Origin of the sequence: Agaribacterium haliotis, from assembly GCF_002312815.1 — a bacterium.
Lineage (GTDB): Bacteria > Pseudomonadota > Gammaproteobacteria > Pseudomonadales > Cellvibrionaceae > Agaribacterium > Agaribacterium haliotis.
This window is the reverse complement of sequence record NZ_NKQJ01000009.1, coordinates 73,952-90,170: the sequence shown is the minus strand read 5'-3', so window position 1 is coordinate 90,170 and position 16,219 is coordinate 73,952. Positions and strand designations below refer to the sequence as shown.

At 48.5% G+C, this 16,219-nt stretch carries 12 protein-coding genes and 1 tRNA gene; 10 read left to right on the top strand and 3 right to left on the bottom strand.

Annotated features, from left to right (window positions below; all coding sequences use genetic code 11):
* Positions 1-118: 118 nt before the first annotated feature.
* On the top strand, positions 119-373 hold the full coding sequence (locus CFK45_RS11720; RefSeq protein WP_096086628.1) for a TIGR02647 family protein: 255 nt from the start codon (positions 119-121) through the stop codon (positions 371-373).
* A 10-nt stretch (positions 374-383) separates the two neighbouring features.
* Here CFK45_RS11720 and CFK45_RS11715 read toward each other — a convergent pair whose 3' ends face one another.
* Entirely contained in the window at positions 384-806 is a 423-nt protein-coding gene (locus CFK45_RS11715; RefSeq protein ID WP_096086627.1) for a hypothetical protein, read from the bottom strand.
* 151 nt (positions 807-957) lie between these two features.
* Here CFK45_RS11715 and CFK45_RS11710 point away from each other — a divergent pair, with 151 nt between their 5' ends.
* Positions 958-1,437: a hypothetical protein gene (locus tag CFK45_RS11710; protein ID WP_096086626.1), complete on the top strand. Its 480-nt coding sequence runs from the start codon at positions 958-960 to the stop codon at positions 1,435-1,437.
* Between the two features lie 268 nt (positions 1,438-1,705).
* On the opposite strand, the gene CFK45_RS11705 is transcribed toward CFK45_RS11710, so the two are convergent.
* A tRNA-Leu gene (locus tag CFK45_RS11705) sits at positions 1,706-1,792 on the bottom strand.
* 289 nt (positions 1,793-2,081) lie between these two features.
* Between CFK45_RS11705 and CFK45_RS11700 the strand changes: the two genes are divergently transcribed.
* The 4 genes from CFK45_RS11700 to uvrD all read left to right on the top strand — a co-directional run bounded on the left by CFK45_RS11700 (position 2,082) and on the right by uvrD (position 7,515).
* Positions 2,082-2,843, top strand: coding sequence for a TlyA family RNA methyltransferase (locus tag CFK45_RS11700; RefSeq protein ID WP_096086745.1), 762 nt, complete (start codon positions 2,082-2,084; stop codon positions 2,841-2,843).
* Between the two features lie 55 nt (positions 2,844-2,898).
* Positions 2,899-4,584 (top strand): hypothetical protein, encoded by a 1,686-nt coding sequence (locus tag CFK45_RS11695; RefSeq protein ID WP_096086625.1) that lies wholly within the window; start codon positions 2,899-2,901, stop codon positions 4,582-4,584.
* The gene (locus CFK45_RS11690) at positions 4,584-5,264 is read left to right on the top strand and encodes a hypothetical protein (RefSeq protein WP_143247569.1); all 681 of its coding nucleotides are present in this window, start codon (positions 4,584-4,586) and stop codon (positions 5,262-5,264) included. The genes CFK45_RS11695 and CFK45_RS11690 overlap by 1 nt, the downstream gene beginning before the upstream one ends.
* 94 nt (positions 5,265-5,358) lie before the next feature.
* Entirely contained in the window at positions 5,359-7,515 is a 2,157-nt protein-coding gene (gene uvrD, locus CFK45_RS11685) for a DNA helicase II (protein ID WP_096086744.1), read from the top strand.
* A 75-nt stretch (positions 7,516-7,590) separates the two neighbouring features.
* Here the strand turns inward: uvrD and CFK45_RS11680 are convergent, their stop codons facing one another.
* A complete protein-coding gene (locus CFK45_RS11680; protein WP_158224683.1) occupies positions 7,591-8,181 on the bottom strand; it encodes an outer membrane beta-barrel protein in 591 nt (196 codons plus the stop codon).
* 91 nt (positions 8,182-8,272) lie between these two features.
* Here CFK45_RS11680 and CFK45_RS11675 point away from each other — a divergent pair, with 91 nt between their 5' ends.
* From CFK45_RS11675 to CFK45_RS11665, 4 genes are all read left to right on the top strand, one after another.
* Entirely contained in the window at positions 8,273-9,445 is a 1,173-nt protein-coding gene (locus CFK45_RS11675; RefSeq protein ID WP_239923660.1) for a TRAP transporter substrate-binding protein, read from the top strand.
* A gap of 338 nt (positions 9,446-9,783) precedes the next feature.
* On the top strand, positions 9,784-9,945 hold the full coding sequence (locus CFK45_RS18470; RefSeq protein WP_158224682.1) for a hypothetical protein: 162 nt from the start codon (positions 9,784-9,786) through the stop codon (positions 9,943-9,945).
* A gap of 55 nt (positions 9,946-10,000) precedes the next feature.
* On the top strand, positions 10,001-12,508 hold the full coding sequence (locus tag CFK45_RS11670) for a hypothetical protein (protein ID WP_096086622.1): 2,508 nt from the start codon (positions 10,001-10,003) through the stop codon (positions 12,506-12,508).
* Positions 12,505-16,218 carry a DUF637 domain-containing protein gene (locus CFK45_RS11665; protein WP_096086621.1) on the top strand — a complete coding sequence of 1,238 codons (3,714 nt, stop codon included), beginning with the start codon at positions 12,505-12,507 and terminating at the stop codon, positions 16,216-16,218. Before CFK45_RS11670 ends, CFK45_RS11665 begins: the two co-directional genes overlap by 4 nt.
* Position 16,219 lies beyond the last annotated feature (1 nt).

Sequence of the window (16,219 nt, the reverse complement as noted above, 5' to 3'; positions counted from 1 at the left end):
GCCGCTGTGTTTTTCAAAGCGCTGGCGGCGTGTAAAAATCGTATTTCAGGTCTCGTATACGTAGGTCAGTACAGGCCAAAGCAATAATATAAACAAAAGCATACCAAGAGGTGGCTCCATGTTGTCAGAAGACTTAGTTGAAGAGATAGACTTGTTACTGCGCTTTGACTTAAGTAGCACTCAGCTCGGTTTAAAAATTCACAGCAGTGCCGAAAGTAACGTGATTGCAGCCGCCGAGCGCTTATTTGAAAAAGGCCTGACCAGCCAGGTGGACGGAGGTTATCTTACCGAATTGGGCCGCGAGAGTGCCGAGTACCTGCAGCGGGCAACCACTATCTTGAGGTCAAAGCCCGCTGTTACAGCAGATAGCTAGGGCCTGAGCGCTAATTAATAGAGAATTGCTTCTGGCGTGAAATATGTTCTTTGGCGCGCTGATTCAGCAGCTGCGCCGAGTTGAGCTCGCCTTTTTGCAGCAACTCACAAATGCTTGTAGCAATCACCCTGGCCTGTTTTTCGACATCGTCCGGCGCAGGCAGCTCGGCATCCAATTTACCGCGCAGTATCGCAATATGCATGCGCGGCACCATCGGTTCGAGGTGATAAGCAAAAATTCTAACAATGCCCGAATGCAGCCAGCTATTACTTTTTATATAAAACACCCAAAGTGTCTCACGCAAGACCTGTAGGGCATCATCACTTAGCTGGGCATAACACCAGCGTGCGTAGTTCTTAAGTTCTTTGTTATTTGCGCTTATAGAGCTTTTGTAAGCGCCATCGTTACCAGACTCTTGACCATGAGTTTGCACTGCAACTCTCCTTGTCTATTGACCTTCGCTCAAAGTGTAGTACAGCTGGCTTGGGCTGCTTGCCGCGTTAATCTGCGACAACCGTGACTTAAAAAAATACTGGCAAGCGAAGCTGATTGTTGCCGAGGCGAAAGCCTCAAGTTATAAAAAATTGCTGACCAAAGCCCTACCCAAAAAAGAGCTGCTGTGTACACCAAACTTGTGGAACAAGGTCGCCCGTTATTTTGAAGATGCCGAGGTGCTTTTTCAGATGGCCTTTAACGAACTCGACAGTGAATCCAGCCCGCTAAACAATGAACAGCAGTTTATTTGGCTAATGCAGGCCTATGAACGCTTAAACTTAGTGCTCGAAACCATCGACGACAGTGGCGGTTACCGCCTCGATCTTGAACGCGAGCTTGGTAGCCGTTTAATTCCCTGCTTCCACCGACTCGATTGGTCAGTGGAGAAAAAAGCAAAGTGGCTACAAGAGCATCGCAGCAAATACATCGTCTTCCCTTGGATCCCCGATCACTTCGGCCTCGATACCGAACTGGCCGAGGCCTATGCCAAGCTAGCCGGGGCGGACACTGGTAGCGACAGCATTAGCTTTGCGCTGATGGATAAGCTGAATCAAGGAAAGTTAGATTGATCAAAACGCAAGCACTAGTATGGTGCCCAGGACGATGTATATGGATATACAAGTATCGCAGGAGACAAGGAACCGGGAGCGATTAGGGCGAAGTCCTCGACAGGCAGGTATAAAAAACCGAGCATTGCTCGGTTTTCTTTAATATGGTGCCAGGACGATGTATATGGATATACAAGTATCGCAGGAGGCAAGGAGCCGGGAGCGATTAGGGCGAAGTCCTCGACAGGCAGGCATAAAAAAACCGAGCAGTGCTCGGTTTTCTTTAATATGGTGCCCAGGAGAGGACTTGAACCTCCACGGGGTTGCCCCCACTAGCACCTGAAGCTAGCGTGTCTACCAATTTCACCACCTGGGCTTTGTAGTAATATTTATACTGCGCTCTACAAAATAACAGTAAGATCAGTTGTATCGGCGCTTACTTATAAGTGCCACCGGGACAACGAGGCGCGCACTATAAGGATTGCGCCTTTCTCTGTCAATGTTTTATCGGCTTTTTTCTGTACAGTTTTTACTGCCTCTGTGTTCATTAAGCAGCTATATCAGCTGCGTCTTAATGTGTAAGTCAGCTGCAGCGGCTTAGCTTGCACAGCTGCGCCGGCCTCACTATATTCGCAGCACACAAAGAGCAGGGCTTTTTTATTTCTATGGCAAGTGAACGTATAGACAAACTATTGGTCGAATTGGGGCTGTGCAGCAGCCGCACGCTTGCTCAGCGTTTAATCGACGCAGGCAAAGTGGAATTTGGCCGCGGCGGTGTTTGGCAGCAAGTCGCTAAAGCCAATGCCAAGTTTGATCGCAGTTTGCAGTTTCGCATATTGCAGGCCGAAGAGCTGCGCTATGTCAGCCGCGCCGGCTTAAAACTTGAAGGTGCCATCGAAACGCTAGCTGAACTCGGTTTAAAGCCCAACTGGGCAGAGCTGTCGGCGATTGATGTTGGGCAGAGCACCGGCGGCTTTAGCGATTGCCTGTTAAAACACGGCTGTGCCAGTGTTTGCGGGGTCGATGTTGGCAAAAACCAGCTTGCCGCTAGCCTGCGCGGCGACAGGCGTTTGCGCTGTATGGAAGGGGTGAATGCACGCGAGCTCGGCCAGTATTTCCCCAGCGAGCGTTTTGATTTGGCGGTGATGGATGTCAGCTTTATCAGCCAGACTTTAATCTTGCCTGAACTTGTCGGCGTACTAAAAAACAACGCGGTGTTGATATCGCTGGTTAAACCCCAGTTTGAAGTTGGCCCAGAGGGCATAGCCAAAGGCGGCCTGGTAAAAAATGAAGACTTGTACGCACAAGTGGCACTAAAAATACGTACACTGCTCGGGCAGTTAGGCTTGGAACTACTAAGCTGGAAAGAAAGTAAAATACGCGGCGGTGACGGCAATAGGGAATTTATCGCCATCGCAACGCGCTAGGGTTTGTTAGCGAGCCCTGTCACAGCCCTTCTAATTCAGGGCCTCGAGAACTCTAATGATAAAATCAGCGGGCCCGTTGTGGCCGGCCCTAATTGCCAGTGTGCTTTGCCTTGTGCTCGCGGCCTGTGGTTCCAGCGGTGGCAGCGGTGTCGCGCCGGCAAGTTCGCCCTCCCCTTCTATACAAAATTCACCAAGGCCCGAGCCCTCGCGCAGCCCGAGTGCCGATGACGTTTTTGTTAGCGGCAGCTTGAGTTACGACTTTGTTCCGCAAGCCGCCAACGGCGCGCTCGACTACGGCAATATTGCCAGCTTGCCAATGCGCGCGGTCACGGTGCAGCTGCTCGATGAGAACAACCAAGCGCTCGATGAAGTCAGCAGTGACGAGCTTGGCAACTACGAACTGCGCGCGCCGCGCGCAACCGATGTGCGGGTGCGGGTACTGGCTGAAATCAAACGCGATCAGCAGCCGAGCTGGAATTTCCAGGTCAGCGACAATACCAATAACAACAACCTCTATGCCGTGCAGGGCAGTTTGATAAGCAGTGGTGACAGCAATAGCCAGCGCGACTTGCACGCCGCTTCCGGTTGGACAGGCCAGGCCTATGGCGGCCCGCGCTCGGCCGCGCCGTTTGCTATTCTCGATTCGGTTTATGAGCTGGTCGTTGCGCTGAGCGATGCGGGTTTAGACAGCGATATGCTGCCGCTCGAGCTGCGCTGGAGCCCCGACAACAAAGCCCTCGACGGCGACGTTGCCGATGGCAATATTGGCACCAGCCACTACGACGTGCGCCAACAGGCGATTTACCTGCTTGGCTGGGCCGACAACGACAGCGATGAATACGACCGTTCGGTGGTGCAGCATGAATTCTTTCATTTTGTTGAAGCAACACTGTCGCGCTCAGAGAGCATAGGTGGCAGTCACAGTCAGAATGACAAGCTCGATATGCGCGTGGCGTTTAGCGAAGGCACAGCCAATGCGATACCGGCTTTTCTGCGCGGCGACGGTTTTTTTGGCGATAGCGCCGGGTCTCAGCAGCAAGGCGGTTTTGCTTTTAATATCGAACAGCGCCACCCGAACCTCGGTTGGTTTAGCGAATCGAGTGTGGCCTCGCTGGTCTACGATGTGCTCGACGACAACAGTGAACAGGGCGACGCAGTAGCCCTTGGCCTGCCGAACTTTTTGCGCGCCTACACCGGCCAGCAATTTCGCAGCTCCGATGCCCTGAGTTCGATTTATCTGTTTTTGGCGAGCCTGCAAGGTGAGATTTCTTCGGCTGAAGCCGCCGAGCTAGAGCAGCTGGCAAACAGCTACGAGATCTACGGCAGCGGCCCCTGGGGTGAAGCTGAAACAAACAGCGGTGGCTCGTCCATCGCCTTGCCTATCTACCACCAGCTTGAACTCGGCGCGTCCATCAATCTGTGCTCGCGCGCAAACGATGGCAACTACTACAACTATTTTGAAGTCCGGCGTTTTGTGCAAATTGAAGTTCCGCACCGCGCAAACTATGAATTTACCGCATCGCTAAACGGCGTTGGCACCGGTGATAGAGACCCGGACATGGTGCTGTTTCGCCAGGGCGCCTACATCGCCTTTATGGACAGTACAAACAGTGGCACAGAGCAAGAAACACTAAACCTTGAAGCAGGTACTTATGTGCTGGAACTCTACGATGCCGTGAACACCAAAGAAGATGGCGACCTGGCCGCCGCCTGCTTTGACCTGAGCTGGAGGGAAGTTTAATGATGTATGTTAAAACAGCTCAGCTGACGGCCGCGCTTATTTTTGCGTTTTCTTCTGCTGCGCTTGTAGCCGACAATCACCATCAAAGCGCAAGTGGCGACAGGCTGCATACTAACCATCCGCACATCGACCAGAGCCATACTTACCAGCCCCATACTCACCAAAACAACACTTACCAAAACAACACTGCCGGCAAAGCTTCCCCGGGCCTTGCTTATCAAAAACCCGGGGCAAAAGTGCGCATGCCCGGGCCGCAAACTAAAAAGCTGGTGTTGGGTGAACGTGCTGAGCTGCTTTATCGCTTTCGCGCGCAACAAGAAAGCGGTGAACTGCGTGTGCACCTGAGCCTTAAAGGCTCGTCTGTTGCGGCACAGCTGCAGCCCAAGCCCTATATATTGCCGCTAAAACAAGGTTTGGCCGAACTGCCATTGCAAGTCGAAGCGCTGGCGCCGGGCACGGCGTATTTGAATGTCTACGTTGAATTGCAAGGCCAGAGCCGGGCGTTTGTGCGCGCGTTTGAAGTTGCAGATGATCAGCCGCAAGCAGAGCTACAGAGCTTAACACGGCAAAAACAAGTGCAAGCGCCATCTCAACAGCAAGCTCAAGAGCAAAAACAGACAAGGGCAATCCAGCTGCTGCCTGCTGAAGAGCAAGTTCGGCACGGCAACAGCAAACCCTAGGAGTGTGCTTAAAGCACCTATAGTTAGCGTCGCTAAAAATTTAATTCAAGCTAAAACCCTGTAAGTTCATACAGGTATTGTTACAATGCCCGCTATGGACGTCAGCGATCTTCTCAACTCATTAAACGATGCACAGCGCGAAGCCGTTTGTGCGCCACTTAGCAATCAACTGGTGCTTGCCGGTGCTGGTTCGGGTAAAACCCGCGTGCTGGTGCAGCGCATCGCCTGGCTTATGCGGGTAGAGAATCTCGGTGCCCAGCAAATATTGGCGGTAACCTTTACCAACAAAGCCGCCGCCGAAATGCGCGAGCGCCTCGGCCCGCAGCTCGGCTCGGAATTTGCCGTGCGCTCGATGTGGGTCGGCACCTTTCACGGTCTTGCCCACCGCTTGCTGCGCCAGCACTGGCAAGAAGCGAAGTTGCCGCAGAATTTCCAGATCCTCGACAGCGACGATCAACTGCGCCTGATTAAACGCATCTATGCCGATCTGCAGATCGACGACAGCCGCTGGCCCCACCGCCAGGCCCAGGGTTTTATCAACGGCAAAAAAGATGACGGCCTGCGCGCGGCCTACATTCAAGACAGCTTTGACCCCTACACCAAGGTTATGAAGCAAATCTACCTGGCCTATGAACAAGCCTGTGAGCGCGCCGGAGTGGTCGACTTTGCCGAGCTTTTATTGCGCAGCCACGAACTGTGGTTAAACAACAAAAACCTGCTTGAACACTACCAGCGCCGTTTTAGCGCCATTCTTGTCGACGAATTTCAAGATACCAACAGCATTCAATACGCGTGGTTGCGTGTGCTTGCCGGTAACAGCGCAGCGCTGACGGTTGTTGGCGACGACGATCAGAGCATCTACGGCTGGCGCGGGGCAAAAATAGAAAATATTCACAAGTTTGAACAAGACTTTGCCCCGGTGCAGGTAACGCGCCTAGAGCAAAACTACCGCTCCACGGCAACCATATTAAAAGCGGCCAACGCGGTTATTGAAAACAACGGCGATCGCCTCGGTAAAACCCTGTGGACAGACGGCGCCGATGGCGAGGCCATCGACCTTTACGCCGCGTTTAATGAACAGGATGAAGCGCGCTACATTGTCGATCAGGTTCAGCGCTGGCGCGATGATGGCACTAGCGCCAACGACATCGCCCTGCTCTATCGCAGCAACGCCCAGTCGCGTGTGCTTGAAGAAGCCTTTATCCGCGCCGATGTGCCCTATCGCATCTACGGCGGCCAGCGCTTCTACGAGCGCCTCGAAATTAAAAACGCGCTGGCCTATATGCGCCTGCTCAGCAACCGCAATGACGACAACGCCTTTGAGCGTGTGGTTAATACACCGACCCGCGGCATCGGCAACAAAACCCTCGATACACTCAGATTGTTTGCCCGCGATCAGGGCAGTTCACTATTTGATGCCGCCCAGGGCGCCATTGCCAACAATGTTTTTAGTGCCCGCGCCGCCAATGCGCTGCAGGCGTTTCTCGAGCTGCTAAACACGCTTGAAGACCAGTGTTTTGAACAGCAGCTTGGCGATATTGCCAGCATCGTTGTCGACGGCTCGGGTTTGCTTGATTTTCACGCCCAGGAAAAAGGCGAACGCGGCCAGGCCCGGGTAGAAAACTTGCAGGAATTAGTCAGCGCCTGTCGCGCATTTGAAAGCGACGATGACGATGTACCGGTATTAGACGCCTTCTTAGATAAAGCCGCGCTCGATGCCGGCGATACCCAGGCCGACGATTACGAAGAAGCGGTGCAAATGATGACGCTGCACAGCGCCAAGGGCCTAGAATTTCCCTTTGTTGTGCTTGCCGGCATGGAAGAAGGCCTGTTTCCCCACCGCATGAGTGCAGAAGAGCCCGGCCGCCTCGAAGAAGAGCGCCGCCTCGCCTATGTCGGTTTAACCCGGGCCATGCACAAACTGGTCTTGTGTTACGCCGAAAGCCGCCGCCTCTACGGCAAAGAAACCTTTAATTCGCCGTCGCGTTTTGTGCGTGAAATCCCCAATGGCTTGGTCAATGAAGTGCGCATGAAAAAAGCGGTGAGCCGGCCCGCGCAGTTTCAGCAACAGAGTCTGAGCGATACCGTGCCCGGCATGAGCCTCGGCCAGCTGGTCAGCCACCCGGTTTTTGGCGAAGGCACTATTTTGGCGATTGAAGGCCAGGGCGCCGCCGCGCGCCTGCAAATAAATTTTGCCGGCGAAGGTACTAAATGGCTGATGCTGCAATACGCCAAGCTTGAAGTGCTGTAAGTTCCAAGCCGCTTTCACAACACTCTGGCTGCGCAAGTTAAGCGTAGCCAAAGTGAACCCAGAGCTAAACCCAGCTTAAAACTTACCTATAAAGTTCACCGCGCTGATGTAGTTAAAATCGACAAACTCAGCTTCGTATTTTTTATAGCCGGTATTAATCGCAAAATTAGGCTCGTAGTGTTTGTAGCCGACGCTCATCGCAAAGTGGCGGGTAAAATCGATACCGAGGTCAAAACCCCAAACCATGCTGCTGTCTCTATCGCTGCTTAACACTTCGGCCTTGTCGCCGTCGCGGCGGACTAAGCGCAGGCGACTATCGGAAATGCCCAGCAATGGCCGAACGTAGAGTTTTTTATAGTTAAAGCGATAGCCAACTAATAGATCTCTGTAGTCAATCTCGTAAGAAGCATCGTTAAACAAAGCCAGCAAAAAAAACTCATCCATATAACCGTAATTAAACTGTATCGAAATCGGTGTTTGAAATTCGTAACCGATGCCGAGCTGTAAAGCAGTGGTAACCGTATCCAGTTCTTCATCTTGTGAATCCGGGAAATCGATGGCACCGGCACCAAAACCGCCGTGAATAAAAAAGTGCTTCTCGGCAAAGCAGGCCGAACTGAAACTAAATAGAAAAACAACAAATAGTTGAACGAGACGTGCAGGCATGAACATTCCTTAGCGTATGCACAAAGAGGTATCTGCGTGCAGTCTAAGGTAAATGGCGCCAATTTCTAAGTAGCGCTTACAAGACGTTACAATGTTTGCATTATTGTTAACGTCTTGGTCGTTTTTTATGCAAAACCGCTACTCGCCCTGGTGGATGCCCACACTGATCGCAGCGCTACTCGTTGTTTGTTTATCATTATTTGCCGCGCTGGTGCTTAACTCGGCAACAAAAAATAAAACAACGGAACACAGACAAGCAGCAGTAAATGATGCCGGCACAGTTTATCAGTGGGATTTAGTCACCAGCTGGCCCAAGCGCTTTCCCGGTTTAGGCCTGGGGCCAGAATTATTTGCCGAAAAAGTCCAGAAGATGAGCAGCGGCCGCCTGCAAATTACCGTGCACGGTGCCAATACCATTGTTCCCGCGCTCGGAGTTTTTGACGCCGTCAGCGCAGGCTCAGTAGAAATGGGCCACAGCGCCGCCTATTACTGGAAAGGCAAAATCCCGGCGGCGGTATTTTTTACCTCAGTACCTTTTGGCATGACCGCACAAGAATTTAACGCCTGGATCAACTACGGCGGCGGTTTAGAGCTGTGGCAAGAAATTTACGAACCCTACAACCTTATTCCGCTGCCCGGCGGCAATACCGGCACCCAGATGGGCGGCTGGTTTAATGTAGAAATCCAAAGCCCCGAAGATATTCAGGGTTTGAAAATGCGCATACCCGGCCTGGGCGGTGAAGTATTTAGCCGCGCAGGTGGCACAGCGGTAAATATTCCCGGCGCAGAACTTTTTAATGCATTGCAAACCGGCGTTATCGATGCAACCGAATGGGTTGGCCCCTACAACGACTTAGCCATGGGTTTTCAGCAAATCGCCAAATACTATTATTTCCCCGGCTGGCACGAACCCGGCCCAGCAATGGAATTTACCATCAACAAACAAGCCTGGCAGAGCCTGCCGGAAGAACTTCAGCAAATAGTTATTAGCGCTGCGCAATCAGTCAACCAGCTTATGCTCGATGAATACCAAGCGCGCAGCTTAGTTGCATTGCAGCAAATACAACAACAAAGCAATGTAGAAATTCGCCGCTTCCCCGAATCGGTACTCGCCACTTATAAACAAGCCGCTTTAGATATCTACGCCGAAAGCGCCGCCGAAGATAAGCTTTTTGAAAAAGTCTACCTGCACTACTGGGCCTATTTAGAAAAAGCCCGCGCCTATGCAGATATTGCAGAAAAGGCGTATATGGATTTGCGCTAGGAATGCCTTAATTACAGTGCCCTATCAAGGTGCCTTTAGCACCAATATGGTTTGCACTCACCTTTATTGTATTTGCAGGCAAAAAGTCAATGACATAAACGTTCAAACTTAGCTGTTTCGAATGATTTTTTTGTTCTTTGTCAAGCGTATAAGCCTTGAGCACTTCTCGTTTTTTATAAGATAATAGGCGCCTAAGAATTAGGGGCTTTACTTTTTGGGGAAGAAGTAGCAGGTCTATCCACAGTTTTCTTGTTGTCAATTACTGAAAACAATCATCGCAAGGGCGCTGCTAGTCCGCAGCGCCTAACTATTGTCTCTGCCTGTTGTAATGATTTTGCATGCGCAGAGAGTTAATAAAGGATGTGATGATCAGCCAGGGAAAGATTCAAAGTACCTACCTTATTAACTATTTCCTTAATGCCGTTGAAACAAAAGCAAAACAGGGTGATGTTTTGTTTTGCTTGTTTGTACTTCTCAGTGCGTATTCACTGATGCAGTAATTACTGCAGAAGCGGTAGTGTAATTTTACTTTTTATTTCTATTGGGGTTGAAGCTATGGGTTTTACCAGGCTTATTCTGAAGCTAACAGTCACGGCAGCCATTATTCTAATGTTTCCACTAAATGCTGTTGCTTCATCAGTTGGAATCATTTCCGGTGCACGATTTGTTCAAGATGCAATGCCAGATGGTGATGCGCTGTATATTGCGCCGCCAAATGAACACGGTATCTCTGTCAACTCTTTCTCTAGCTTTCGTGTTGATAGGCCACTTTACATAATGAATGCCCCTCGTTACGAAAGTGGTGTAGAAGACAGAATCAACTCTGCAGAAAAAATAATTTTTGTTGTCGACGATACAGAGCTTACATCCTCAATAAGATTTGTTGGTCCGGCCTCAGATTTTTTAGTGATTGCACAAGATGACTCTACTTTTAGCTGTACTAACTGCGATATTTCAAATGTTCTTCGCACGTCGATTGTGGCGAGTAATAGGCCTTCGTACGCTTTCCACTCGAGTGAAATAGGCACCATTGCGCCTGGAACCGCAAAAGTTTCCCTGGATGGCTTATATGTTCCCGGGGCAGTAGCACTGGAAATCTTTGCTATGGATTTAGATATCTCCGGTATTGTGGATGTCAACCAGGATGCTATAAAAAACATAGATACATCCAGAGGCGTATATACAGCGTTAGAGGGTGGCCCATATACCATGGGTGCTGGGTCGATAGATATTATTAAGGGTGACTTCCGCTGGCACTATGAGGATCGGGCAATCATAAGGGCTTTGACTGATAACAGCTCGTCAACGTTCTCAGGTACCTTGCGTGCGCCACGTGTTTCAATTACCTCAGCGGGAAGCCTTACTTTCAACGGAACAATAGATAGCCGTGTTGATGCAATTGTTGTTGTTAGCTACAACGGTCAGAGAAATAGCCCAAATCCTGGGGTAACAATTCAAACACTAAACAGCAATGCAACACTTAATGTTCAAGGTCGAGTTTATGATGAAACCAAGCTGACACTTAGGTCAGCAGGCGATATCAACCTTGATAAATCAATGCAATTAAACTCACCCAACGTTGAAATAATTGCTAGTAAAGATGTCAATAACTTCGCTGACTTGAAGGCAATAAATATCTCCATCGGCGCGGGTAGATTTGTAAATGAAGCAAGCCTAGTAGCTGATGCTGCAATCCAGGTCTACGGCGTTAGCGGTGTTTTAAATCAATATGGTGGTTTGATTCAAGCAGAAGTAATTGATTTAGAGTCGCTTTATGGTGTTATTCGCAACGGATCAAGGACGCCCTATCGCGATCCAAATCCAACGACGAGCCTAACAGAGCTTCTTGATTTAAATCGCTCTGATTTACTTTCAAACTTTTTGAACCCGGAAGAAGAAGCATTTAAACAGAACAGCACAAAACTCGGCGCATTTTATTTAATGCCTAACACCATATACGTATACAGCCAAGGCTCCCATGTTATGGCTGAAAAAAACTCAGCACATATCATTGGCAAAGATGTGTATATCAGAACCCAGGCGTTTGAAAATATAAACCCCTACTACACTCGCGTTGATAGTCAGGATCACATCCTGCTAGATCGAGAAAGAGTATCGCAGGTAGGCGTTTCTGCTGAACGTGAGCTTTCTATTACCGGTTCAGCTGCTGGTGATGTACTTGGCCCTGCAACTTACATCATCAACGCATCAGGCTACCTGCTTCAGCGCGGCGATTCTGGCCAGCTCAATCTGCGCGCTCATAGACTAGTGAATCAGCGATACCGCGTATCAACCTACATGGTTGAAAAATTGGGGGCTAGCGATGATTCAATAGCATATGGCTCTGCAACGCTAATATATTCACCGCCAGGGTTTTTATCTTCTATGGGCGGGGCAACGATTAAAGCAACCAACTACTTTGCCAACATGCTGTCTTACTCCGAATTTTTTTCAGGTGTAAATATTGAATCAAATGTTGTTAGAAGTATTGGTTTAGAAAACCAGATGGTCGAACAAAGCACCACTACCACTACAGTTACTCACAAGACTATCTTTGGTTCTTATACAACTGAATTGGTCGATACCGATACGGTGATAAAAGACCCTGTAGAGCTTGATGCTTTGTTTTTTGTTCGTGGCAACTTTTATGCGCCGGGTTCTGAATTCCGCCCTGAGACATATAACCCATTTCACTACTTCTTGAACGAAGCTGCGGACTATATAGCGGGGCGCCTGCGCAGTGATCAGGTCTATGTGCAGCGTACGTATACAAAAAATGGAACACAGTATGCTCACAATCACTACCGAACATTCGGCGGTGAGTTGTTATATGACGAAACAATTAATTCTGGTGAGCTAGTGTTTAAGGAAACCTACACCGAAATTGACTCCACTGTTGTTATTCCTGATGCCATTCAGGAGAGTAAAGAAGTTACAACAGGAGAAACCGGCAGAACAGTTACCCACTCTCTGTTTGAAACACTCACGCAGTATTATCACGCAGTTAAGCGCCATGCTATATCCGCGTATAACGAGTTTGATTGGTGGGGGCTTGCATCGTGATTGTTCAGTTAAATGATAAAAAGAATTCTCTAAATAAAAGCAGCTCTAATAACAAGGGTCTTTTAATGCGTTTATCTGCGTATTTCCTAAGTATCTTAACCATAGTGAATCCGTTGGCGCCTGCATTTGCAGACATACTGACCGACCAGATAATTGAAAACGATTTTGATACAAACCCCGTATATCTTGATTCGTCTAGCTCTAGCTACTCGTATGAATCACCTCAATATATGGAGTGGACCAGTAGTTCTGCAAAGAACCTGGAATGGATGTACAAGCAAGCATTATCAGAAGTACCGGACACAATAAGTGAACCTACTTACGTCCCTATTGCTGTTGGTGACATCACTACCATTATTCCCACGTACAAACGCTATAAAAATATTGGCACTGCTGCCGTTCAAGCGCGCTACATAAGAACGCAAGTGAAAGCTCTGCTAGGCCGAAGCCTATTACTCGAACATAAAACCGAGCTGGCTCAACAAAATCAATTATTTACAGATAGCTTTGAATATCTAAAGAATAATCCGCACCTGAAATTCGGAGACAGGCTAGATTTTGATCAAATTAACAGTGGCATAACAATTAATGGTGCCGCTAAGAATATAGTTTGGCCTGAACTGCGTACCGTCAATGGCCAGCAAGTTATCGTGCCGGTACTGTATTTAACCGCAGAAACCGTTGCTGAACAAAAAATTGAAGAACATACAATCAACATTGATGGTTACGTCGAGCTTGATGAGCTCAACGCAAGAAATGTTGATATACGTGCTGCTCACGGTACCTTTATCGCTACAGCAGGAGCACTTACAAGCTACAACTCGGATTTAACTAGCGACGGCTCGTTAAGTATTGTTGCTGGTGGCAGGCTAGACAATATATCAAGCATCATTCGTGCTCGCGGTGACCTGAATATTGAAGCAAAAAGCATTACCAACCAAACCATTGTCTACCGCTACGACCTCGGTTTTGAACAGGGCAGTGGTTACGGTGCGATTTCAGAAATATCATCTACTGATGGTTCGGTAACTCTCAGCACTATAACTGAAGATCCAGAAGAAGATAGCCAAGGCAGAGACATCACCAATATCGGTGCCATTATTTCTGCTGAAGAAGGCTCTGTAAAACTGAATGCGGCAGGCAATATTACTATTGCCGGTACCCCAATTTATAACCGCGAAGGCTCGAGCCGCAACAACCGCTCTACCCTTTCTTACCTACAATCACAAATTACCGCCGAAGACGCGATCGAACTTGCCGCTGGCCAGGGCATATTAATCGATGCATCCGAAATAGTTAGTGATTCCGGCCATATAAGCTTATTGGCTTCGAAAGGTATTGTGGTACAGGATCGCCTGGTTAACAGTACCAGCTATTACAAGCGCGGGAACAAAACCGAAGAGACCTATAAATCGGTTGCAATGCGATCACTTTTGGATGCTGGTGAAACAATTAGCATTCGCTCTGAATTTGGTGATATTACTCTGCAGGCGGCGGATATAAGCTCTTCAGAGGGTACGACTGTCTCCGCCGCCAACGGTTCATTAAACCTATTACTTACTAAAGAAACCGATCACTACAGCTACAGCAATGTAAAAGAAAATATGTTCACCACCACGACAATCAATCGTGGGCATACATATGAAAACGCAGCATATAACAGAATTGTTGGTGGTTTTTCAGTTGCTGCAGTAGCCAATCTAAATGTACAGATAGAAACCGAACCCGGTCTTACCCTTGCTCAGCAAGTTGATAACTTCCGTCATATCGAAGGCATGGAATGGCTAGTTGATATCTATGATCAGAATTTAAGCAACCCAGATATTAATTGGGAAGAAGTAGAGCTGATCTATAAAGAGTGGAATGAGAAAAATACCTCCCTAAATGCTGCTTCTATGGCGATGATTGCTGTTGTGATGGCCGTCGTAACAGGGGGTGCGGGTGCAGCTCTTTTTGCGGGGCAAATTTCTTCTGCCGTAGCTCAGGCTGCAATTACTTCCATGGCAACAATGGCAACGCAATCTGCCGCGAATGCAGCAGTTAATGGAGGTAACTTCTTAGAAGTATTTGAAGCGGGTTATGAGTCTGTTTTAAGTGAAGAAGGTGCCAAGCAAGTTGCGACGTCGATGGTGACTGCTTGGGCCATTGCGCAGGTAAATGCTGAATTCTTTCAAAATATTGATCCAGAAAAGGTAGACCCATCGTGGCTTCATAATGCGGAAGGGCAGCTGAGCTTGGCTGGGCAAGCAACTCAACAGGTTGTTCACGCGGCGGTATCAACATCTACTTCGACGCTGATAAATGGTGGTGAGCTCAGTGATTTTGGGGACTCTTTTACTAAGTCTCTTCTAAGTTCTGGTGTAAATGCAATCGGCAAGCAGATGGCTACCGAGATCGGCGAGCTTTATAAGGCTGGAGATATTATCAATGCTGTTCGTTACATTGCTCATGCCGGTTCTGGCTGTTTAATAGGTGTTGCAAAAGCGAGCGTAGATGGTGGCGAATCTGGGCAGTCCTGCGCCGTTGGTGCAGGTGGGGCTGTTGTTGGTGAAGTAGTTGCTGATGTTCGCAAGTCATATACCCAAGTTGGGCAGGATGCGGCAAAGCTAGAAGAGTTTTTAATAAGGCATGGACTTGATGACCCTCAAAACCTGACTTACGCGCAACAAGAAGAACTTATTAATCTTGATATCACCGCTACAGCGGCGGAACTTTCGGAATTCGGGTTAAACACTGCACAGTATGCAAAATTAAGTGGAGCTTTGGCTGCGTTTGTCGCAGGAGCAGAAGCGAGTGAGATAAATATTGCAGCGTTTTCTGCTGAAAATGCCGCAGCAAATAATGCCCTATTTTTAATTCCTGTAGCCATTATGTTGCTGAAAGCACTGGACGTAGCGGCAACGGGTTATGAGCTTTATGAAATATATGAAATTTATAATGAAGACCCCGAAGAGGGAAGAAAGCGTTTAGTTGCTTATTTTGGTGAGCAGGCCGCATCAAAAATAATTGAAAAGGCAATTCCTGGTGCCTCAACGTTTAGGGTGTTTGTTACCAAACTAGGGGATGCTGGGGTAATTTCTCCAAAATTAGCCAAGCAAATTAATGTTGAGACAAAAAACGCGAATGATGTTGATTTTGATAACGCGGTCACACCATCAGCGAGTGGCAATGTTGGTTGTAAAGCTGGTGGGGCAGCAGCTTGTACGCTCGACCTAGATGGAGCGCAGGAATTAGACCTGAAAGCGGATATTACAACAACGAGAGCTGACATCATTAAGTTAAAAGCAAACCCTCCTGTGGACGCCAAGGAGCTTCAAGCATTAAATGTAAAAGTGGGTGAGCAAACTGAAAAGCTTACAAAGGCCGTAGCCCATAGATCAGGCTGGAAATCTCTTGAGGGAGGGAAGTTTGGATCTGACAATGGCATAGATCATACCTTTACTTATAAGGATGCTGATGGCAGTGTGCATGTTGTACTTATAGATAGTAAGCAGGTTAATAAAGATTCGTTCAAGTTAGGGAACACTAAAAACGGAGTGCAGTTAGATAAGCGATGGATTGACGAAAAGTTGACTAAAATGGATCCGAGTTCCGAAGCGTTCCAAGCAATTGTTACTGCTAGAGCGGAAGGTAATCTCAAAAAGGGTGTTGCTGGGCTAGATAAATCTAGTGGTGAGTTTAAAATTATCCCAATTGACAAGAATTGGTAAG